Origin of the sequence: Micromonospora echinospora (assembly GCF_900091495.1) — a bacterium.
Lineage (GTDB): Bacteria > Actinomycetota > Actinomycetes > Mycobacteriales > Micromonosporaceae > Micromonospora > Micromonospora echinospora.
Genome location: NZ_LT607413.1, coordinates 5,395,383 through 5,417,495 on the forward strand (window position 1 = coordinate 5,395,383; position 22,113 = coordinate 5,417,495).

Below are 22,113 nucleotides of genomic sequence, written 5' to 3' on the forward strand. Positions count from 1 at the left end.
ACCCACCACGCCTCGGCGACCCACCCACCGAGTGGCGCCCATCCTCCATCGGGGGCGGCGATCGGCACAACATACGGCCGCCGGCAATCCCGCCTCGGTCGCCTATGGTCACCGTCGGTACGGCTGGCCTATCCTGTGGCCCATGATCCAGGCGCGACTGTCATGAGTCGTTTCGTCGACACCGTCGTCGGCACCGCCGCCCGCTCGACGCGCGGTATGGTCACCGGCGCTCCCACCCACCCGGTGCGGCGGAGCTGGGGCGATCTGCACGCCGCCGCCCGACGCACCGCGGCGGCGCTGGTCGAGAGTGGACTGCGCGCCCGTGAGGCGGTCGCGGTCCTGGCCGGCGACCCCGGTCAGGTCGCGCAGGTCGTCCAGGGTGTCTGGCTGGCCGGCGGCAGCGTGACCATGTTGCACCAGCCCACCGCGCGCACCGATCTGGCCGTCTGGCGGGACGACACGCTGCGTGTCCTTCGCATGATCGACGCGCGCCTGGTGCTGGTGGGCGCGCCGTTCGAGGCGATGGCCGAGGTGCTCCGCGAGCAGGGCATCGCCCACCGGATCATCGCCGACCTGGACAGCGACCGGGAGTTCACCGTCGTGCCGGCCGCCGAGGACGACACCGCGCTGCTCCAGCTGACCAGTGGCTCGACCGCCGAGCCGAAGGCGGTCCAGATCACCCACCGCAACCTCTGTGCGAACCTCGTGGACACTGTGGCCCGCCTGGAGTGCGGCGATTCCGACGTGGTGGTCAGCTGGTTGCCGCTCTTCCACGACATGGGCATGGTCGGCTGCCTGCTGCTCCCGATGTTCAGCGGCGCCGAGCTGGTCAGCGTCACTCCTGCGGAGTTCCTCGGCCGTCCGCTGGTGTGGGCCGAGCTGATGAGCCGGTACGGCGGCACGATCACGGCCGCGCCCAACTTCGCGTACGCCATCTTGACCCGACAGCTCGCCCGCACCGAGGCCGGCTCGCTCGACCTGTCCCGGATGAAGTCCGCGTGCAACGGCGCGGAGCCGATCGACCCGTCGACGGTGGAGGCGTTCGTCGCGGCGGGATCGCGGTTCGGCCTGCGGCCCCAGGCGATCAACTGCTGCTACGGCGCGGCGGAGAGCGCCCTGGTGATCTCGCTGTCGGATCTGTCCGACCCGATGCTCCTCGACACCGTCGACGCCCTGGAACTGGAGAAGAATCGGCGGGCGGTGCCGGTGTCGGACGGCCGGACGACCGGGGTGCGCCGGCTGCCGCTGCTCGGTGTCCCCTTCGGAAGTGTCGCCGTCCGCGTGGTCGACGACTCCGGCGCCGAGCTGGGTGACCGCGAGGTCGGCCGGCTGCAACTGCGCGGGGACTCGGTGACCCGGGGTTACCTCACCGAACAGGGGCCGGTCGCCGCCCTGGACGACGACGGCTGGCTGGACATCGGCGACGAGGGCTACCTGGTCGACGGCCAGATCGTCGTCTGCGGACGCGAGAAGGACGTCATCATCATGGGGGGCCGGAACATCTACCCCACCGACATCGAACGCGCGGCCGCCTCGGTCGACGGCGTCCGGGACGGCAACGTCGCGGCGGTGCGGCTGATGGCCGGCGACGGCGTGGCACGGGAGTCGTTCGCGGTGCTGGTCGAGTCGCGGCGCGCCGGTGACCCGGCCGCCGAAAAGGCGCTGCGTGACGCCGTCGTCCACCGGGTCGTCGCCGAGATCGACGCCCGTCCCGCGTCGGTCGTCGTCCTGCCGCCGGGCTCCCTCCCGAAGACCCCGTCCGGCAAGCTGCGTCGTGCGGCGGCCCGCGCGCTCGTCCCGGGCTGACCACCACCACCGACCGTCCCGCCGCTGGAGGAACCCCGATGCGTTCACTTGACCAGGCGCGTGCCCTGTGCGAGTCCTACCTGCCGGGGCTGATCGACGGGCTGTCGGCGCTCCCCTTCGAGCAGCGGGAGTCGTCCGGCGGCGCCACGCTGCCGGTGTTCCGGGCCAGCGGAGGCCCCGGCCTGGTGATCCCGAAGGACTACGGCGGGCTCGGGGCCACCCCGTTGGACGCGGTACGGGTCATGCGGGCGATCGGCGCGCACGCGCCGTCGCTGGCGGTGGGGACCACGATGCACCACTTCTCGGTGGCGACGCTGTTCACCTTCGCCGAGAGCATCAAGAACTCCGGCATGGAGTGGGCCCTGCTGGAGGCGATCACCAGCCGTAACCTGCTCGTCTCGTCCGGGTTCGCCGAGGGACGTCCGGCCCAGGGGATCCTCGCCCCCACGATGACGGCCACCCCGGCCCCGGGCGGTTACCGGATCAACGGGTCGAAGAAGCCGTGCAGCCTGAGCCACTCGATGGACCTGCTCACGGCCAGCGTGGCGGTGCCGTCCTCGGACGGCGGGCAGCAGACCGCGTTCCTGCTCATGCCGGCCACGCTGCGGGGCATCACGCGGCACCCGTTCTGGGGCAGCAGCGTGCTGGCCGGCGCGGAGAGCGACGAGGTCCGCCTGGCCGACGTCTACATCGAGGAGGAGCTGGTCATCCCGACCGAGAACGGTCCGGACGGGATGCTCGACGACCTTCAGACCACCGGGTTCATCTGGTTCGAGCTGCTCATCACCGCCTCGTACCTGGGCATGGCGAGCGCGCTGGTGGAACGCGCCCTGGCCGCCCGGCGTGCCGCGATCACCGACCGGGCCGCCCTGGGCACCCGGTTGGAGACGGCGACGCAGCTCCTGGAGGGCGCGGCCCGCGCCATGATGGCCGGCGAGACGGACAACGACGCGTTGGCCCGCGTGCTGATGGCCCGGTACGGCGCGCAGGACGCCATCGCCGACGCCGCCCGGCAGGCGGTCGAGATGCTCGGCGGGATGTCGTTCATCGGCTCGCCCGACGTGGCGTACCTGATCGCGGCGTGCCAGTGCGTCGCGTTCCACCCGCCGTCGCGGGCCAGCATCGCGGCGGCGATGGTCGACTACCTCGACGGGAGCGGTCCGTTCCTGATGTCCGACGCCGCTCCGACCCCCGCCACGCCGGCCCCGCCGCCGCAGCCCGCACCGGCCACGCCGGGAAGCCCCGCACCGCCGGTCGCCGCTCCGAACGCCGCCACCGCGGTTTCGACGTCGACCGTCACCGCGCCGACCGCCCCGACGTCGACGGCCACCACACCGGCCGCCCCGACGCCGACCGCCGACGCGCCCGTCCCGGCGGCGAACGGGACCACACCCCCCGTCGTCGCGACGGCTCCCGCCGCCAGGTCGGCTCCGGTCCCCGGGTCGCCGGCCCCCGCCCCGACCGCGCCGAGCGGCTCCGCCCCGACCGCCAAGCCCGCGTCGCTCGCCCGCCCCGCCGCCCCGTACGTCGTCGCCCCGCCCGAGACGCCCCGTGTCGCCGGCCCGTCGACGATGACGGCGGACGACGCCGCCGACTGGGACAACGCGACCTCCCTGTTCGACGGGGCGGAGGGACTCCGGCTCACCGCACGCGACTGCGACCTGCGGTACTGGTTCGCCAACGTCCCGGAGCGGACGCTGCGCGGCAACGTCGTCGGCTACGCGCCGGGGCTGGTGACCCCGGACTTCCTCCGCGAGCCGGGCCCGCTGCGGGACGCGCTGATCCAGGAGGTCGCGTTCCGGGCGCTGGCCGAGGAACGGGCCGCCCGCGCGATCGGGTACATCGTGGCGTGCGCGCCGGACTCCACGACGATGGAGTTCTACGCCACCCAGCTGATGGACGAGACCCGGCACGCCATGATCTTCCGGAACCACCTGCGGAACCTCGGCGTCGACGAGGGGGACGTCGCGGACGTCATCGCCCAGCAGACCGCGGCCGACCAGGCGGGCATCCTCGACCCGCTGGAGGAGCTCGGTATGCCGATCGTGCGGGACCAACGGGACTTCGTCGGTGGCGTGGTGCTGTTGACGATCCTGGTGGAGGGGTTCCTCGCTCCGTCGTTCGAACTCAGCGAGCGCAAGTGGCGACCTCTCGACCCCCGGATGGCGGACATGGAGAAGGGCGCCGGCATCGACGAGGTACGCCACCTGGCCGTCGGCACCTCGATCATCCGCGAGCACCTGCAACGGCACCCCGACGAGAAGGAACGACTCGTCGAGCTGATCCGGGGCGGTATGCGGCTGTGGGAGCAGCTGCCCGTGGCCGACCAGCTCAACCGCTGGGAGAACTGGTTCCAGGAGGGCATCGCGCCGCACGTGGCGGCGATCGGTGACTACGAGATCTGGGACGGACGCCGGCTGGTGGACACCACCCCGGAGGAGCGGATCCAGAAGGCCCTGGAGGTCACCAGCATCGTGCACTCCACCCGGCTCACCGACATGGGGCTCGGCCGGGCGCTGATCTTCTGACCGGTCGGTGCGGGTGGGCGGGCGTCGTGCCGACCCACCCGCACCCCGCGCAGCGGGGGAGAGGGGCCGCCGCTCAGTCGGCCGGACCGCCCTCGCGGATGCCCCACCGGTTGTAGAGCGGTCGCAGGGGCCCCGGCACCCACCAGTTGAGCCGGCCGAGCAGCCGCATGGTGGCGGGCATCAGCAGCGCCCGCACGATGGTGGCGTCGACGACGACGGCGATGGCCAGCCCGACGCCGATGATCTTCACGACCAGCACGCTCGACGTCGCGAACGACACGATCACCACCACCAGCAGCAGGGCCGCGCTGGTGATGATCCGACCCGAGCGTTGCAGGCCGACGGCGACCGCCTCGGTGTTCTCCCCGACCAGGTCGTAGTGCTCGCGGATGCGGGAAAGCAGGAACACCTCGTAGTCCATGGACAGTCCGAACGCGACCGCGAAGATCAGGATCGGTTGCACCACGTCGATGTTGCCGGTGGAGGTGAACCGGAGCAGTCCGTCGAGGTGGCCGTCCTGGAAGATCCACACCACCGCGCCGAACGCCGCCGTCAGGCTCAGCACGTTCATCAGGATCGCCTTGACCGGCAGCACCAGCGAGCCGAACGAGAAGAACAGCAGCGCGAACGTGGTGACCAGCACCAGCAGCGCCATCCACGGCAGCCGGGAGGTGAGCATGTCCATCAGGTCGGCGAAGCCGGCGGCGTCACCGCCGACCAGCACCGTGCCGCCGGTGGGCGGTTCGACGGCGCGTACCGCGTCGACCAGTTCCCGTCCCTGCGCGGAGATCGGCTCCACGTCGAACCGTACGGTGACCCGCGCGGTGTCGCCGGAGAGGCCGGTGACGTCCGCGTGCCGCACGTCGGGCAGCGCGGCCACCCGGTCCACGTAGGCGGCGAGTTCCGCCCGCCCGGCGGGTTCGGCCGCCGGGCCGTCCAGCGTGACGACGGCGTCGATCGGCCGGGTCACGCTCTCCGGGAACGACTCCGCCAGGGTGTCCTGGACCTGCCGGCTCTCCGCCGTGGCGGGCAGGACCCGGGTGTCCAACCAGCCGTAGGAGATGCGCAGGAACGGCAGGCCGAGCAGCACCAGCACGGCGATGACCGCGCCCCCGACCAGGACGGGGCGGCGCATCACCGTCCGGGCGATCCGCGCCCACGCGCCGGAGTCCGGGTCGGCGTCGCCCGACCGGCGACGCCGCTCCCGCAGGCGGGGACCGAGCAGGGCGAGCATCGCGGCCATCACGGTCAGGGAGAAGAACCCGGCCAGCAGCACCGCAGCGACCCCGCCGACGGCGATGGACCGCAGGAACACCTGGGGGAAGACGGCCAGGCTGGCCAGGGCGAGCGCGACGGTCACCGCGGACACGACGATCGTCCGGCCGGCGGTGACCATGGTCCGCCGCAGCGCCTGCGGCACCGGGTGGCCCGCACCGAGCTCCTCCCGGAACCGGCTCACCATGAAGAGGCTGTAGTCGACGGCCAGTCCGAGGCCGAGCAGGGTGACCACGTTGACGGCGAAGATCGAGACGTCGGTGAACTGTGCCAGCAGCCGTAGACCGGCCAACGAGCCCACGATCGCCAGCACCCCGACCAGCACCGGCAGCAGCGCCGCCAGCACGTTGCGGAAGATGAGGACGAGCAGCAGGAACAGGATGGGCAGGGCCAACGCCTCGGCGCGGGTCAGGTCCGCCTTGCTCTGCGTGTTGACGTCGTCGATCAGCGCCAGCGGGCCGCCGACCGTGACGTCGAGGTCCGGACTGGTGAGGCTCTCCCGGACGGCCAGGTAGTTGGTGAGTCGGTCGTTCTCGGTGGCGCCGGCGATCTGCACCGCCGCGAACGTCTCCCGCCGATCGGTGCTGACCAGGGCGGACGCGTTGGTCCGCCAGTAGTCGGTGACGCCCTCGATCCGGTCGGCCGGGAGCCGGTCGAGGACCTGCCGGGCAGCGTCGCGGTACGCGGGATCCTCGACCGTCCACCGGTCGTGGCCGAAGAGCACGACGACGTCCGCGTCGTTGCGTCCGAGCCGGTCCCGTTCGACCTCCTCGGCCCGGGAGCTCTCGCTCGCCGCGTAGGTGAAGCCGCCGGCGGCCAGGTCGTCGAAGGCGTTGGCGCCCCAGGCGCCGGCCGCGGCGAGGAACACCACGGCCCCGGCGATCACCCACCAGCGCACCCGGTGCGTGAGCCGGCCGAGGACGTCCAACATCGCAGTCTTCCCTTCCATCCACCGGCGGTGGGCCGTGACCCGCTGCGGCACCGGCCCGGGTGGGACGGTGCCGCAGCGGCGCGGTCAGCGGACGACGCCGGTCAGGTCCAGCGTCCGATGCCGATCGCCTTGGCGCCGTCGAGCAGTTGTTCCCGCAGCGCCACCCGACGGATCTTCCAGGTGCCGGTGCGCGGGAACTCGTCCCACCTGATCTGGATCGGATCGGCCATCGGAGCGAGGTCGGCGACCGCCCGCGCCCAGTCGCCCTTGTCCAGGGGCACGTCGTCCGTGGTGCTCACCACCGGCACCGGCAGCCCACCGGCGACCGGGAGGACGACGACCTCGGTGGTGTAGTCGATCCGGTCGAGGATCAGGTCCTCGAACTCGATCGCGCTGCCGTTGGGGATCCGGTCGATCTCCCGGTCCACGATCCGGACGGCGCCCCACTTGTTGATGATGCCGAGGTCGCCGGTGCTCCACCACCGGCCGGTGCACTTCAGGTCGTGCCGGTCCTGCTCGCCGACGTAGGCGAGGCACCGTCCGGGCTGGTCGATCTCGATCATGCCGACCTGCCCGCGCGGGACCTCCTGCCCGGTCTCCGGGTTGACCGCCCGCATCTTGGCGTGGAACGGGATGGGCCAGCCGATCAGCTGGGTGGGCGGCGGCCGGTGCCCCTTGCGTCGCACCACGAACCGGAAGAACGGCCGGATGCACAGCGCGCCGTTCTCGCTCTGGCTCCAGGACTGGACCCAGATCGGGAACTTGCGCTTCGTGGCGGCCATGAAGGTCCGGATGGTGCGGGTGTGGATGGCGTCGAAGGAGTTGACGTACTCGCGGACGTTGCTGAACAGGCCGGCCGGGTCGCGGGCCAGCGGCTCCCAGGCGAGGTAGATGTTCGGCAGCGCCTCGACCAGGGTCGGCTTGTGCTCCGCCAGCAGCTCCCGGACCCGGGGGGAGAGCGGGTCGGAGAGGTAGATGATGCGCGGGCCGACCGCGGCCATCGCCAGCTGCATCGTGGTGAGCCGCTCGTGCGTGTACGGGTCGCAGAACGCCACGGTGTCGCTGCGCCGTAGCCCGAACCGGGGCCAGCGCTCGGTCTCCACGATCGCCATCGCGTAGATCGACTCGGCGGAGTGCATGACCAGCTTCGGCACCCCGGTGGTGCCGGAGGTGTGGGTGATGACCACCGGCTCGGCGAACTCGCGCATGGTGGGCTGGACCGGCGGCGCGTCCTTGAAGTCGTCCAGGCGCAGCACGTCCGGGCGGTCCTCGACCGCGTCCACGCTGATCGTCTTGACGGTCAGGTCCGCCACCACCTGCGGCGTGATGCCGCACTTGTCGAGGTGCTTCCGGTCGGTCAGCAGGAACGGCCGTTCCAGCCGCTCCAACATGGGGATCATCGCCTCCGGGCCGTAGGAGCCGGAGAACATGCAGGGGATCGCGCCGATCCGGGCGATCGCGCACCCGAGGACGACGATGTCCAGGTGGTTCGCCTTGAGGACGGCCACCCGGTCCCACGGCCGGACGCCGGCCTTGTGTAGCCAGGCGGCGGCCCGGTCGACCAGCTCCGCCCACTGGGTGTAGGTCCGGACCTCGGGGCCGTCGGGGTCGATGTCGGCCGGGCGGTCCACGATGACCAGTTCGTCCGGCGCGGTCCGCGCCGCCACGTGCCAGGTCTCGCCCATCTTCGAGTGCTTCGGTACACGCGAGAACGGACTGAGCCGGCGGCGGAACCGGGTGGGGGTGAACTCGGTCAGGAACCGCGGGATGGGCCGCTGCGGCTCGACGTCTTCGGCGGCCGTCGTGTCGGCGGGTGGAGCCACGAGCGGGTCCTCCGTTCTCGGGGGTGGGGAGGCCGGCCGGCGATCGACTCTCGTCGGCCGGAAGATGATCGCTAACCATATCGACATCGTTCTGCGTAGGCCATGTCTGGACGGGTGACGATCTGTTTCCGATACGTCCGACCTCCGGGCCGATCGACCAATGTGGCGCGCTGGCCCCGGGCCAGGTGGTTCCGGCCGTCGCGCTGGTTGTCCGCTCCGCCGCCGGGGGCTTCCCCGCTCGGCATTTCTTTGCCAGGATCCTAGTGTCGGTAAAACTTTCCTACAGACGCTCCACACGGGAGGACAAACCCATGCGTATCCGCAGTCTCGCCAGCGCGGCCCTGCTCGCCGGGGGCCTGATCGCCACGGCGACCCCGGCCACGGCGGCCACCGTGGCGCCCGCACAGCGCACGTCGTGCTCCCTGACGGTCACCAACCTCTACTACTCGATCGGGATGCAGACCGCCTTCGCCAAGCTCACCGGCGGATGCAGCGGCCCGATCGACATCACCCTCGAACGGGCGGCGACTGCCGCCGGTCCGTACCAGGAGGAGCCGGAGGCGCTCTACTACCTCCAGCAGGCCGCCGACGGTACGGCCGCCACCGCCTACTTCATGGACCCCGCCGAGCGGGGACAGTGCCGCGCGAAGGCCAGCTTCGACACGCTCGTCGCGTACTCCCCGGCCTCGGTCAGCTGCTGACCTGATTCCCTCGGGCGGGGCCACGGTGGGGGTCCTTCCGCCCGACGAGCGACGGTGGCGGTACGGGGCGGCGTCCACGGCTGCGGACTCGACCCTCCCGACTAGGATCGGACCCGGTCGGATCCGTAGGGAGGACTGTCGATGGGGCGAAGGCTGCGGGTCGGTACGCCGGTTCTCCTGCTCCTCCTGCTCGGCGCGCTCGGGTGGTACGCCTCGTACGCCACCACCGTTCTCGTCTGGGAACTGCGCAAACTCCTGCCGTGGCTGCTGGCGGCGGCCCTGGCGGCCCTCCTCGGTGGAGCGCCGGCCCTGGTGCGGCTGCTCACCCGTCGACGTGGCGGCAAGGGCGCGGCCGGCGGCAGCGCCGTCCTCGGCTGGCTGGGGGTCGCCGTCGGGCTGGGCCTCGGCGCGCTCGGGCTGGTCTACGGCGAGTACCTCCAGGACCGGGCGTACGCGACCACCATGCGGGTGGTGACCGATCCGGTGCCGGAACTGGCCGCCCGCGCGCCGTACGTGGTCGGCGAGGCGCAGGCCGCGCCGAACCTGGGCGACGTGACCGGTGAGATCAGCGACGTCAGCTACCTGCCCGACTCCGACCGGTTCGCCGTCCTGGTCCAGCGGCGCGGTTGGCTGACCGGTTACGAGGTCGGCCTGGTGCAGGAGGTGCCGCTCGGCGGCAACAGCCGGGCGCAGCAGCGGTGCCGGTTCGACGAGTCGGCGTCCGCGCGGATCGGCGGCTGGTTCACCCACAACCTGGGTCGGAAGATCGCCGCCGAGCGGCGCGGGGCGCGGTTCTCCGAGGAGGACGCGTACGTCCACTGCCAGGGCGACACCCCGGTCGTGGTGGTGCCGCTGAAGCGGCAGACCGGCGTTCTGGTGGTGACGGAACGGCCGGCCGGGGTGGCGCTGTATGACGGTGCGACCGGGAAGGTCACCGTCACCGACGCCACCACGGAGGTTCCCGGACCGTCCTATCCGATCAGTCTCGCCGCCCGACAGCGGGAGGGCACCGCCGCGGTGGGCGGCTTCGCCGACTGGTGGTTCGAGCGCAGCGGCTGGGACGCCTCCGAGGACGGGGCCAACGAGGGAAACGAGTCGGAGTTCACCCTGCGCTACCGCGACGGCAGTGCTCGCAGCGGGTACGTCACCCCGCTCACGCCACAGGGCGAGGCCAGTTCGGTGGTGGCGGTGTCGGTGGTGCCGACCCGGCACGTCGGCACCGGTCTCGCCCCGTTGACCGTGCACCGGCTCAGCCCGACCTGGTCCTCGCCGCAGGCGCTCGCCGCCCTGATCAAGGCGGAGTACCGGGACGTCTGCTGCTGGAACGACGACCAGGTGTTCGAGGTGGTGCCCACCGGTGGCACCACGTGGACGGCCACGCTCGGCAGTGAGCAGAGCATCCGCTACCGGGTGGAGGGCCGGGGCCAGATCAACGGCCGTGAGGCGACCTGCCTGAAGAACGCCGACGGCACGCTGGTCCGCTGTGCGTACGCCGCCCCCGGTTCGCCCGAGGAGCGGGAACTGCAACGCCGGGAGCAGCAGAAGCAACAGGAGCAGCCGCCGAACGGTGGCACCGGCCCGGTCGACCTGACCCGGTACACCGACGAGCAGTTGGCCGAACTGAACCGACGACTCTCCGAAGAGGTCAACCGCCGCCTCAAGGAGCGTTAGCCCCCCGGCGCCGTCACCGACCCGTTCGGACGGTCGTCGGCGGCGCGGACGCGGTTTTGTGCCAGCCGGTACGGCGCTGGCAGGATGACCGCCGTGTCGGATGGGCAGGACAACTACGTGGGACCGCCGGACGCGCCGGACCGGTACGAGCTGATCGAGCGGCGCGCCGCCGGTGGAGAGGGCGAGGTCTGGCGGGCTCGTGAGCACCACGGGGACGTGGCGTTCTCGTACGCGGTGAAGATTCTCCGGGTGCCGGCGGAGGACCAGACCGATCGCGGCCTGGAGGGTCTCCGGCTCCAGGCGGCGCTGGCGACCCAGCTCGAACACCCAGCGCTGGTGAAGGTCAAGGAGGTCTTCGTCGGCCCGTCGCCGCACCCGGCCGGGACGGCCACCACGGACAGCGCGCCGCGACTGTACTTCGTGATGAAGTGGATCGAGGGCCGCAGCCTCCAGGAGATGCTGGAGAGCGGTGCGGTGCGTGGGCTGGACGTCCTCGGGCCGCTCGAACCGATCGCCGAGGCCGTCGACTACCTGCACAGCGGCCAGGACACCGACGGCATACCGGTCCTGCACCGGGACATCAAGCCGGCCAACATCCTCGTCTCCGGTAGCGGACGGGCCTACCTCGTCGACTTCGGGCTGGTCCGGCTGCGCAGCACCAGCGGTACCGCCCGGGTGTACGGCACGGCACCGTTCATGGCACCGGAGTCCCTGGCGCGGGGCGAGTACACCCCGGCCACGGACCGCTACGCCCTCGGCGCGACCGTCATCTACGCGCTGACCGGCGAGGTGCCGGTCCCCGGCGACACCGACGGCATGACCCGGCAGCTCACCGCGTCGCTCGGGGCGGGGCAGGACCGGACGGTCCGCGGGATCCTGTCGATGGTCGCGGTGACCGCCGAGCGGCGGCCGGCGGCTGCGGCGTCCTGGGTCAGGGCACTGCGTACCGCACCGCCGGAAACCTCGGTCGGCGGGGCCCCACCGGCGTCTCCGCGGCCGACCTCCGGACCGCCGCATCACCCGCTGCCGCCCACGTCCGGACCGCCCACCTCCGCGCCGTCCGGCTACCCGCTGCCGCCCGGTTCTCCGCTGCCGCCCACCTCCGGGCCGCCGAACCGGTCGCTGCCGCCCACCTCCGGGCCCCCCGGTTCCCCGCCGTCGGGCAGCCCGGCGGCGTCGAACTACCCGCTGCCACCCGGACCCCGGCCGGTGGGGGCGCCCGGCCCGTCGGCGTACCCCCTGCCGCCCGGCCCGGGACCGGCGGGCTTCCCCGGGGCGCCCGCCCGGAAGAAGTCCAAGCTCCCGTTGGTGATCGGAATCGTGGCGGCGGTCCTCGTCGCCGCCTGCTGCGTACCGTCGGTGTGGAACCTCGCTCAGGGCAACCTGCCCGGCGGCCTCGATCCGAGTCCGACCCCGAGCGTCGACCGTGCCTCCCCGCCGCCGGCGGTGACCGCACTGGAGCCCGTGCTGCTGTCGGTGGCCGATGTCGCGTCCGCGATGAAGATCGATCGTGACTCGGTCAAGTCGAGTACGACCACCGACGTGCTGCAGAACGGCCTGACCAGGCTCACGCTCTGTGCGGACGGCACCGTGCGCGGCGACGCGATCGGCGCGCACAGCAGTAACGGCTACTGGGTGACCACCGGCCAGTACCCGTACCTCGGCTCGGCGGTCGCCGGCTTCTACGGCGACGCGGCCGACCCGTTCCTCGACGCCGTCCGCAGGTCGGCCGAGCGGTGCGGGTGGCGGCCGTTCACGGTACCGAAGCTGGGTCAGGAGTCGTTCGGAATCACCGTCAGCGGCTCCAACGGCGTCTACGCGATGATCTTCGTCCGCTCGGGCCAGGTGCTCCTCCAGGTCGCGATCCAGAACGACTACGAGGGCGGCACCCACCAGAGTGACCTGATCAAGATGGCGACGTCGATGGCCAAACGGCTGCCGAAGCCCAAGGCGGGTCGGTGACCACCCCGGGGTCGGTGCCGGCGTGAGCGCCAACCTGCTGGTCGGCGTGCCCGGCGAGGGCGGGGAACGCCGGTTCACGGCAGCCGGCGGACCGATGCGGATCGGCCGTGACCCGCTCTGTTCGATCGTCCTGGACGACTCGCGGGCCTCCCGGGAGCACCTGGAACTCACCCACCGGGGCGGACGATGGCACCTGCGTGACCTCGCCAGCCGCAACGGCACGTTCGTCGACGGCCGTCAGGTGCACGAGTTGGAGATCACGGCCGCCTGCGCGGTGCGGATCGGCGACGCCGTCGACGGTCCGGTGCTCACCTTCCGGCCGGAAGGAGCCCCCGCCGTCGTGCCGACGGGGACCGATCCGGCGCGGCCGGGCCCGCCGACCGAGGTGGGGCCGGACAGCGGCGGACCGGGGGTCGAGCCGCCCTGCGGCGCGCGGTTCGCGGCGGGCCGGACACCCTCGGCCAGCTATCCGACCGGGGAGCGGATCCGCGTCGGACGGGCGCCGGACAACGACATCGTCCTCGACGATCTGCTGGTCTCCCGCTACCACGCCGACCTCGTCCGGGACGGCACCGGGTTCCGCGTCGTCGACCTGGGTACGCGCAACGGCACGTACGTCAACGGGCGGCAGGTCGAGCAGGCGGCGCTCTCCGACGGCGACCTCCTCTCGTTCGGGCACCACCAGATGGTGTTCGACGGCATCGCCCTGCACGACTACGTCGACACCGGCCGGGTGTCGCTGCGCGCCGAGGGGCTGCGGGTCACGGTCGGCGCGCGGAACCTGCTCGCGGACGTCTCGTTCGCGCTGGACGAGTGCAGTCTGCTCGCGGTGGTCGGGCCGAGCGGTGCCGGCAAGTCGACGCTGCTGGGGGCGCTGACCGGCAACCGCCCGGCGCAGGCGGGCACGGTCCGTTACCAGGACCGCGACCTCTACGCCGAGTACGCCGACCTGCGTCACCGCATCGGCCTGGTGCCGCAGGACGACATCCTGCACCGGCAGCTGACCGTACGCCGGGCGATGCGCTACGCGGCCGGGCTGCGCTTCGGTGCCGACGTGACGCCTGCGGAGCGGGACCGGCGCATCGACGAGGTGCTCGACCAACTCGCCCTCACCGCGCACGCCGACCAGCGGATCGACACGCTCTCCGGCGGACAGCGCAAGCGCACCTCGGTGGCCCTGGAACTGCTCACCGAGCCGTCGCTGCTCTTCCTCGACGAGCCGACCTCGGGGCTCGACCCGGCGCTGGACCGTGACGTGATGCACGGCCTGCGCGAGCTGGCCGACCGGGGCCGGACCGTCGTGGTGGTGACGCACAGCCCGCTGCACCTGAACGTGTGCGACCGGGTGCTCGTCCTCGCCCGGGGCGGCAAGGTCGCCTACTTCGGCCCGCCGGACGAGCTGCTCGACTTCTTCGGGGCGGCCGAGTACGCCGACGTGTTCACCGCGGTCGCCGCCGAGCCGGACGTCTGGGCCGCCCGGTTCGCGGCCACCCGCGCGCCGGCCGTGGCCGCCCCGCCGACCGAGCGGGCGGTGGCCACCGCGCCGCCGCCGCGCCAGGGCTGGTGGCGGCAGATGGCGATCCTGACCCGCCGCACGGTCGCCGTCACCCTCGCCGACCGGTTGTACGCGGCCCTCTCCCTGGGCCTGCCGGTGGGTCTCGCCGCCCTGCTGCACGTGGTCCCCGGGTCCGACGGTCTCGGCGTGCCCGCCCAACCGCCCGGACGTAGCACCGAGGCCGCCGAGCTGCTGGTCATCCTGATCACCGGGGCGATCTTCATCGGGCTGGCCGGTGGGATCCGGGAGTTCGTCGGGGAGGGTGCCATCTACCGCCGGGAACGGGCGGTGGGCCTGGCGCCCGGGGCCTACCTCAGCGCGAAGCTCGCCGTGTTCGCGGTGCTGAACGCGTTCCAGGCGACCCTGTTCGTCCTGCTCGGCCTGTTCGGGCGGCCGGCGCCGTCCGAGGCGGTCGTCCTGGGCGGGCCGTTGGTCGAGCTGATCGTGGTGGTCTGGCTGACCACGCTGGCCGCCACCGTCCTGGGGCTGCTGGTGAGCGTGTACGTGTCGACCAGTGAGCAGACGATGCCGGTGCTGGTCGGGCTGGTGATGGCGCAGCTCGTGCTCTGCGGCGGGCTGTTCGCCGTGGTCGGGCGTGCCGGCATCGAACAGCTCTCCTGGCTCGCCCCGGCCCGCTGGGGCTACGCCGCCGCCGCGTCCACCGTGGATCTGCGCGCGATTATGCTGAAGCCCACGCCGGACGCGCTCTGGGCGCACACCACCGGCGCCTGGAGCTGGGCGATGGCCGTCCTGGCCGGCCAGACCGTCTGGCTGACCGTGGCGGTGCGGTGGGCGCTACGCCGCCACGAGCCCGCACTGGAAAGCCGGAGGAAGCGCACGTGAACCGCAAAGACTCGGCCGCCGCCCTCGAAGCCGTGCTGCGCGACGGCTGGAGCAGTGCCTGTCAGCTGTACGAGCACCTGGCGCGTGGTGGCCAACTGGTCGCCCTGCCCCCCAGCGGCCTGCGGCTGAGCCCGAACGAGGTGATCTTCAGCGACACGCCGCTGGGTTACGCACGCTTCTACGGCACCACCGTCCAGTACCGGGAGAGCAGCAACTTCTGGTTCGGCTCGACGGGCTTCGTGCTGGCCGGCATGGCGGGTGACGCGATCAGCAACGCCAGTGCCCGCAGCCGGGCCCAGGCGATGGCGGCGGCGCAGTGGCGGGACCAGGCGCAGGTGCGGATGATCCTGACCAACCAGCGGCTGCTCGGGGACTACCAGGGCAACCTGCTGAGTTTCTGGCACAACGGGGTGGTCGAGCTCACCGCCGACCTGACCCAGTGGTCGTTCATCCTCCGCTACCAGGAGGGCAACCCGTTGATGCTGCACGGGCCGGCGGCGCCGTGGTACGCGGTGGCCGTCGCCTGGCTGATCTTCGGCCCGCAGGGCCTTCAGCTTCCGGCGCTGGCCCCGGTCAGCGCGTCCGTCGCGCAGCGCTCCCGCGCCATCACCGGCGAGGTCGTGGACGGGCAGCCCTGACCGGCTCAGGCCACCCGGGTGGGCGCGGCCGGACGGGGTGCCGTCGCGTCGGGAACGGGGTCGTGGCCCCGGGCTAGGCCGGAACGGAGGTCGACGGCGGTGTACCTGGAGTCGAAGGTGTCCCCACCGCTGCCCTCGAAGGCGGCGGCGATGGCCACCAGCAGGTAGAACGGGGCGAAGGACCACCAGAAGGCCCGCCAGCCTCCCCGCCAGGCGCCGGACCGCCTCCCGTCGGAGATCCTGACGGAGCGCATGCCGGCGACGACGTCCCCGAGGCTACCGACCGAGCCCCAGATCATGCCGTACGCGACGACCACCACGAACCAGACGGCGGCCATGACGGCGACGTACACGCCGGTGCTGGCGGACATGGCCGTGCCCAACCGGCCGAGGGCGAAGCCCTGGTTGGCCGCGTGGACCGCGCCCATCAGGACCCCGGCCACCACCATCACCACGAGAGCGTCCAGGGTCCGGCCCCAGAAGTGCGACCAACCGGCCTTGCGGACGTACCGGACGCCGGTGTCCGGGTGCCGACGTACCGGTCGCCCGGTCACGCTGTCGATCAGCCCGGTGACGGACGGCGGTGTGGAGTTGCTCATGGTGCCCTTCCCGGTCGGCTCGACTGGCGACGTGGACCTGGACGGTACATCGTCGGTGCTCGCCCGGGGCGCGACCTCGGTGCCCATGCGGCGTGGAACACGGCGGAGCGTCGGGACCGCCGCGCGCGGTCGGCCGGGAAGGTCGATCAGAGCGGTTCGCCGGCCGTCGCGGGGCGGCCGGCGCGGAACGTGTGGCGGTAGGCCGTCGGCGGCACGCCGATCGCGGCGGTCAGGTGTTGACGCAACGAGGCGGCCGTTCCGAATCCCGCCTCGCCGGCGACGCGGTCGACCGGGAGGTCGGTCGACTCCAGCAGCCGACGGGCGTGTTCGACGCGTTGCTGGGTCAACCACTGGCCGGGGGTCATGCCGACCTCGTCCCGGAAGCGCCGGGAGAACGTCCGCACGCTCATCCGTGCGTGCTCGGCCAGCTCGGAAAGGGGGAGTGGTCGATGGAGCTGGCCGAGTGCCCAGTCGCGGGTCGTGGACGTGGTGGCCGCCGAGGGCTCGGGCACCGGACGTTCGATGAACTGCGCCTGACCGCCTTCGCGCCAGGGCGGGATGACGCATCGGCGTGCGACCCGGTTGGCGACCTCGCTGCCGTGGTCACGGCGTACGAGGTGCATGCACAGGTCGAGTCCGGCGGCCACCCCCGCCGCCGTGAGCACGTCCCCGTCGTCGACGAACAGTACGTCCGGATCGAGCTTGACCTGCGGGAACATCCGTTGGAACCGGTCGGCCTCGTTCCAGTGCGTCGTCGCCGCGCGACCATCGAGCAGACCTGCGGCGGCGAGGACGTACGACGCGGTGCAGATCGACACGATCCGGGCACCCGGCCGGAGGCGGGCGAGCGCCTCGGCCAGCTCGTCGGGAAGCCAGCTACGGTCCTCGGACGGGTCGCAGGCGAACGGCGGGATCACCAGGGTGTCCGCCGCGTCGAGGGCCTCGGCTCCGTGCTCCACCGCGAGGGCGAAGTCCGCGCTGGTCCGGACCGGGCCGCCGTCGAGGCTGCACGTGACCACCTCGTAGAGCGGGCCACCGTCCGCGCCCGTCGCGGTGCCGAAGATCCGGACCGGGATGCTCAGTTCGAACGGGTAGACCCCCTCGAGGGCCAGGACGACGACGCGGTGCATGGCCAGATCCTTTCACATGTTGGCGATCCGGCCACTCGTCGGGCGGTCCCGTCTCCCGCAGTGTTGCTCGTGCGTCAGTCACCGACCGTACGGAGCAGAGAAATGATCATGCGTGCTGTCAGCCAGGACTCGCTCGGGGGACCCGAGGTGTTGCGGGTGGTGGAGGTGGACCGCCCGGAACCCGGGATCTCGGAGGTTCTCGTCCGGGTCCACGCCGCCGGTGTCAACCCGACCGACCTGTGGCACCGGGCCACCGGCGGGCTGCTCGGCGAGACGCCGGTCAGGCTGGGCTGGGACGTGTCCGGCGTCGTCGAGGCGGTCGGGCTCGGCGTCACGATGTTCCGACCGGGCGACGAGGTGTTCGGCATGCCCCGGCTACCGCAACCGGCGGGCACGTACGCGGAGTACGTGACCTCCCCGGCGCGGCACCTGGCCCGCAAGCCTGCGGCGCTCTCCCACGTGGAGGCCGCCGCGCTCCCGCTCGCGGCGCTCACCGCGTACCAGTCGTTGGTCGACACCGCCGGGGTGCGCCCCGGCCAGCGGGTGCTGGTCCATGCCGCGGCCGGCGGCGTCGGCCACCTCGCCGTCCAGATCGCCAAGGCGCACGGCGCCCACGTCGTCGGCACCGCCCGCGCGGCCAAGCACGCCTTCGTGCGTGGTGTCGGCGCCGACGAGGTCATCGACTACACCCGGGTCGACTTCGCGTCGGCGGTGAGCGACGTCGACATCGTGATCGACACCATCGGGGGTGACTACGGGCCGCGCTCACTCCGGACCCTGCGCACCGGCGGCATCGTGGTGTCGCTCGCCTCGCCAGCCGAGGCCCGCCTGGCGGTGGAGGCGTGCGACCTGGGCGTACGGGCCGGCTTTACGATCGTCGAACCCGACCATGCGGGGATGAAGGCGATCGCGGCGCTCGTCGAAGCCGGGCAGTTGCGCCCCGAGGTCGCCGTGGTGCTGCCGCTCGACCAGGTCGCCAAGGCCCACGAGATCGCCCAGGCCGGCCGTACGACCGGCAAGATCGTCCTTACCGTCGTCGACTGACTGGAACCGGCTCCCGCTCCTGCCGGCGGAAGGGGGGCAGCGGCTGTCCACAGGCGCATCGCCTCTGACCGGTCTCCTTCCGCCGGCCCCGACACCCGACCTCGTCGACAGCGCCGAAACCTGACGAAGGTCAGGCCAGGGGCGGACCGGTGGCGTCCCCCGTCAGGACCGGCGACGGGCGGGGAGGACGGGTCACTTGACCGCGCCGGCGGTGAGGCCGGCGACGAAGTAGCGCTGCAACGCCAGGAAGCCGGCCACGACCGGGACGCTGACCACCAGGGAGGCCGCCATGACCTGGTTCCAGTAGACGTTGAACTGGGTGGAGTAGCCCTGGAGGCCGACGGCCAGGGTGCGGCTGGACTCGTCGGTCATCACCGAGGCGAAGAGCACCTCGCCCCAGGCGGTCATGAACGCGTACACGGCGACCGCGACCACCCCGGGCACCGCCGCCGGCAGCACCACCTGGAACAGGGTCCGCAGCGGCCCCGCGCCGTCGACCTGCGCGGCCTCGTCCAGGCCACGCGGGATGGAGTCGAAGTAGCCGACCAGCATCCAGATGGAGAACGGCAGCGAGAAGGTGAGGTACGTGACGATCAGGCCGGTCCGGCTGGCGTACAGCTGGACGCCGGTGGCGTTGCCCAGGTTGACGTAGATCAGGAAGAGCGGCAGGAGGAACAGGATGCCGGGGAACATCTGGGTGGACAGCACGGTCACCGAGAACAGCCCCCGGCCCCGGAACCGGTAGCGGCTGACCGCGAACGCCGCGAAGATCGCCACGGTGACCGAGAAGACCGCCGCCACCGAGGAGACGACCAGGCTGTTGACCAGGTAGCGGCCCAGCGGCACGGTCGACCACATGTCCACGAACGCCTGCGCGGTCGGCCGGCGCGGCCACCAGGTGAACGCGCTCTGCACGTCCTGCAACGGCTTGAGCGACGAGCTGACCATCACGTAGAGCGGGGCGAGCACGAAGACCGCGAGCAGGGTCAGCACGACCCGACGGGAGCAGCGCTCGGCGGTGGTCTCACGCATCGTTCCTCCGGCGGTTGGTGAGCAGCAGGTACCCGGAGGTGACCAGGAGCAGGAAGAGCAGCAGCGCCACCGACATCGCCGAGCCGGAGCCGAAGTCCCAGGTCTCGAACGAGCTGCGGTAGATGTGGATGGAGATCAGGTCGGCCTGCTCGGGCGCGGAGCCGCCGAAGAGGACGTACGGGGTGTTGAAATCGTTGAAGGTCCACAGGAACAGCACCAGCAGCAGGACCAGGTTGACCGGGCGCAGCATGGGCAGCGTCACCGAGCGCAGCCGCCGCCAGAAGCCCGCGCCGTCCATGGCGGCGGCCTCGTACAGGTCGCCGGGAATGTTCTGCAGGCCCGCCATGACGCACAGGAAGGCGAACGGCCAGGTCCGCCAGATCGACACGACCAGCAACGCGACGAAGCTGTTCTCCCCGATGAGCCAGAACGGCCGGTCGCCGAGCAGATGCAGTTGGTCGACCAGGACGTGGTTGACCAGACCGGTGTCCCGCTGGAACAGGAAGCTCCAGGTGATCACCGCGGTGTAGACCGGCAGGGCGTACGGGGTGAGGAAGAGCGCGCGCAGCAGTCCCCGGCCCCGGAACGGACGGTGCAGCAGGACGGCGGCGGTGGTGCCGAGCACCCAGGAGATCCCGACCGAGGCGACCGTGAAGACCAGGGTCACCCGGAACGAGCGCAGCAGCGCGGCCCCGGCGGCGGAGTCGACGTCGAGCACCAGACGGTAGTTGTCCCACCCCACGAACGGGGCGGTGGACCAGTCACGGATGTGGAACTGGGTCAGCTCCAGCAGGCTCATCCCGGCGCCGACCAGCATCGGCACCACGTGGATCGCCAGTTCCAGCACGATCGCCGGGGCGAGCAGCAGGTACGGCAGGAGCGGTCGTCGGGGGCGGGTGGCCCCGGCCCGGGGTGCCGGTGCGGGGACGTCGCGGACGGTACGGGTTGCCATCGGGGTCCTCTCGCTCCGGTGGCCGTCGACGGGACCTCCCGTCGACGGCCACCGGCCCAACCGGTCAGCGCATCTGCTGCTGGGCCGTGCCGAGCTTCTGTCGGACGCTCTCCTCGGTGACCGGCCTGCCCCGGGCCGCGTCGGCGAAGAGTTCCTTGATGGCGGTGCCGACCAGCGTCTCGAACGTGCTCTCGTCGGGCACCTGCGGCAGCGGGGCCGCGGTGGTGGCGAGGGTCTCCCGGAGCACCGTCTGCTCTGCGGCGGCGAACGCGGGGTCGTCGGCGACCGACGTCACCGGCGGCAGCGAGCCGTACGTCCGGTTGAGCGTGACCTGCGCGGCGTCGCTGGTCATGAACTTGACGAAGTCCAGCGCGGCGTCCCGGTTCCTGGTGTGCTTGAACACCGCGATGTTGATCCCGGCGACCATGCTGTTGACCTTCTTGCCGCCGGGCGGCGGGGCGGCGAGGAACGGCACCGGCGCCACGCCGTACGCGTCGGCGGCCATGTTCTGCGACGTCAGGTTCGCGCCAGCGGCCTGCCAGAGCAGCATCGCCGCCCGGCCGTTGGCGAAGTCGGAGACCGACTGGTTCTGCGCGTACTCCGCGTTGCTCGGGTTGACGATCCGGTCGACGGCCATCAGGTCGACGTACCGTTTCACCGCGGCGACGTTCTGCGGCGTGTCGAAGGTCGGCTTGCCGGCGGAGTCGAACCACTCGCCGCCGTACTGCTGGCTGAAGGTGAAGGCGTGGTGCGCGTTCTCCGAGGGGTTGGCCCCTTCGACGGCGAGGCCCCACCGACCGTTGCCGGTCAACCGTCGGCCGACGTCGGCAACCTGCTCCCAGGTGGTCGGCGGGGCGGTGATCCCGGCGTCGGCGAACGCCTTCCTGTTGTAGTACAGGGCGTAGGCGAGGCTGTAGAGCGGCACGGCGGCGGGAGGCTTGCCGGGAGCGCCGGCGGCGGCCAGCGCGGCCGGGACGAACCGCTCCCGGCCACCGATCCGCTCCAGGGTGGCGTCGTCGAACTCGACAAGCGCGCCGGTCGCCTGCAACGACGCCGACCAGGTGTTACCGATGTTGACCACGTCCGGGCCCTGTCCGGAGGTGGCGGCGGTCAGCAGCCGGTTGAGCAGGTCCGACCAGGGCACCACCTCGACGGTGACCTTGATGCCGGTCTGCTGCTCGAACCGGTCCAGCTCGGGTTGGAGGATCTTCTTGTCGGCCTCCAGGCTGCCGCCCTGGTTGCTGGCCCAGTAGGTGAGGGTCTTGCCGGACCCGCCGGGGTCGTCCGAGCCGCCGCAGGCGGTCAGCGAGGCGGCCACGAGGACGGCGGCGGCGAGTGTCGCGAGGAGACGTCTCGACACGATCGGCCCTTCCGGTGCGAGTGGTGGGGCGCCGGCCCCGGTGGCGCGGAGGGGTCGGACGGCGGCGGGGCGACGGCCCCGGGGCGGTGCTGCCGGGGCACGTGGTGCGTGGGGCGGCGGTGCGCGTGGTGCCGGGAACGCGTGGTGCGGCAGGGCGGGGGCGACGTGCCGCACCGGGCCGGACGGTAGTTGCATCACTACTTAATGAATGTTGCCATTAAAGTAGTTCGATGCGTGGGGCGTCAAGTACGGGGCTGTGCCGT

The 22,113-nt window shown here is 72.1% G+C and carries 15 protein-coding genes; 8 read left to right on the top strand and 7 right to left on the bottom strand.

Features of this window, described 5'->3' with window-relative positions:
• Positions 1-162 precede the first annotated feature (162 nt).
• Both GA0070618_RS23975 and GA0070618_RS35375 read left to right on the top strand, forming a co-directional pair.
• On the top strand, positions 163-1,806 hold the full coding sequence (locus GA0070618_RS23975; protein WP_088983638.1) for a fatty acyl-AMP ligase: 1,644 nt from the start codon (positions 163-165) through the stop codon (positions 1,804-1,806).
• Positions 1,807-1,844: 38 nt separating this feature from the next.
• Positions 1,845-4,334, top strand: a complete 2,490-nt coding sequence (locus GA0070618_RS35375) for a hypothetical protein (RefSeq protein ID WP_331253090.1) — start codon at positions 1,845-1,847, stop codon at positions 4,332-4,334.
• A 73-nt stretch (positions 4,335-4,407) separates the two neighbouring features.
• Here GA0070618_RS35375 and GA0070618_RS23990 read toward each other — a convergent pair whose 3' ends face one another.
• Together GA0070618_RS23990 and GA0070618_RS23995 are read right to left on the bottom strand one after the other, a co-directional pair.
• The gene (locus tag GA0070618_RS23990; protein ID WP_231931431.1) at positions 4,408-6,558 is read right to left on the bottom strand and encodes an MMPL family transporter; all 2,151 of its coding nucleotides are present in this window, start codon (positions 6,556-6,558) and stop codon (positions 4,408-4,410) included.
• A gap of 83 nt (positions 6,559-6,641) precedes the next feature.
• Positions 6,642-8,363 (bottom strand): class I adenylate-forming enzyme family protein, encoded by a 1,722-nt coding sequence (locus GA0070618_RS23995; RefSeq protein ID WP_197701619.1) that lies wholly within the window; start codon positions 8,361-8,363, stop codon positions 6,642-6,644.
• Between the two features lie 311 nt (positions 8,364-8,674).
• Between GA0070618_RS23995 and GA0070618_RS24000 the strand changes: the two genes are divergently transcribed.
• The 5 genes from GA0070618_RS24000 to GA0070618_RS24020 all read left to right on the top strand — a co-directional run bounded on the left by GA0070618_RS24000 (position 8,675) and on the right by GA0070618_RS24020 (position 15,733).
• Positions 8,675-9,064: a hypothetical protein gene (locus GA0070618_RS24000; RefSeq protein ID WP_088983641.1), complete on the top strand. Its 390-nt coding sequence runs from the start codon at positions 8,675-8,677 to the stop codon at positions 9,062-9,064.
• A gap of 141 nt (positions 9,065-9,205) precedes the next feature.
• Positions 9,206-10,735 carry a hypothetical protein gene (locus GA0070618_RS24005; protein ID WP_088983642.1) on the top strand — a complete coding sequence of 510 codons (1,530 nt, stop codon included), beginning with the start codon at positions 9,206-9,208 and terminating at the stop codon, positions 10,733-10,735.
• A gap of 93 nt (positions 10,736-10,828) precedes the next feature.
• Positions 10,829-12,697 carry a serine/threonine protein kinase gene (locus GA0070618_RS24010; protein WP_170107878.1) on the top strand — a complete coding sequence of 623 codons (1,869 nt, stop codon included), beginning with the start codon at positions 10,829-10,831 and terminating at the stop codon, positions 12,695-12,697.
• A gap of 22 nt (positions 12,698-12,719) precedes the next feature.
• Positions 12,720-15,095: an FHA domain-containing protein gene (locus GA0070618_RS24015; protein WP_088983644.1), complete on the top strand. Its 2,376-nt coding sequence runs from the start codon at positions 12,720-12,722 to the stop codon at positions 15,093-15,095.
• The gene (locus GA0070618_RS24020; RefSeq protein WP_088983645.1) at positions 15,092-15,733 is read left to right on the top strand and encodes a hypothetical protein; all 642 of its coding nucleotides are present in this window, start codon (positions 15,092-15,094) and stop codon (positions 15,731-15,733) included. Before GA0070618_RS24015 ends, GA0070618_RS24020 begins: the two co-directional genes overlap by 4 nt.
• Before the next feature lie 5 nt (positions 15,734-15,738).
• Here the strand turns inward: GA0070618_RS24020 and GA0070618_RS24025 are convergent, their stop codons facing one another.
• Positions 15,739-16,332: an RDD family protein gene (locus GA0070618_RS24025; RefSeq protein ID WP_157748998.1), complete on the bottom strand. Its 594-nt coding sequence runs from the start codon at positions 16,330-16,332 to the stop codon at positions 15,739-15,741.
• 146 nt (positions 16,333-16,478) lie between these two features.
• Positions 16,479-17,462, bottom strand: a complete 984-nt coding sequence (locus tag GA0070618_RS24030) for a GlxA family transcriptional regulator (protein WP_088983647.1) — start codon at positions 17,460-17,462, stop codon at positions 16,479-16,481.
• A gap of 102 nt (positions 17,463-17,564) precedes the next feature.
• Between GA0070618_RS24030 and GA0070618_RS24035 the strand changes: the two genes are divergently transcribed.
• Positions 17,565-18,506 (top strand): NADP-dependent oxidoreductase, encoded by a 942-nt coding sequence (locus GA0070618_RS24035; RefSeq protein ID WP_331253091.1) that lies wholly within the window; start codon positions 17,565-17,567, stop codon positions 18,504-18,506.
• A gap of 192 nt (positions 18,507-18,698) precedes the next feature.
• Here GA0070618_RS24035 and GA0070618_RS24040 read toward each other — a convergent pair whose 3' ends face one another.
• From GA0070618_RS24040 to GA0070618_RS24050, 3 genes are all read right to left on the bottom strand, one after another.
• Positions 18,699-19,538 carry a carbohydrate ABC transporter permease gene (locus GA0070618_RS24040; RefSeq protein WP_088983648.1) on the bottom strand — a complete coding sequence of 280 codons (840 nt, stop codon included), beginning with the start codon at positions 19,536-19,538 and terminating at the stop codon, positions 18,699-18,701.
• A complete protein-coding gene (locus GA0070618_RS24045) occupies positions 19,531-20,490 on the bottom strand; it encodes a carbohydrate ABC transporter permease (protein ID WP_088983649.1) in 960 nt (319 codons plus the stop codon). The genes GA0070618_RS24040 and GA0070618_RS24045 overlap by 8 nt, the downstream gene beginning before the upstream one ends.
• Before the next feature lie 64 nt (positions 20,491-20,554).
• On the bottom strand, positions 20,555-21,850 hold the full coding sequence (locus GA0070618_RS24050) for an ABC transporter substrate-binding protein (protein WP_197701620.1): 1,296 nt from the start codon (positions 21,848-21,850) through the stop codon (positions 20,555-20,557).
• Positions 21,851-22,113: the final 263 nt, after the last annotated feature.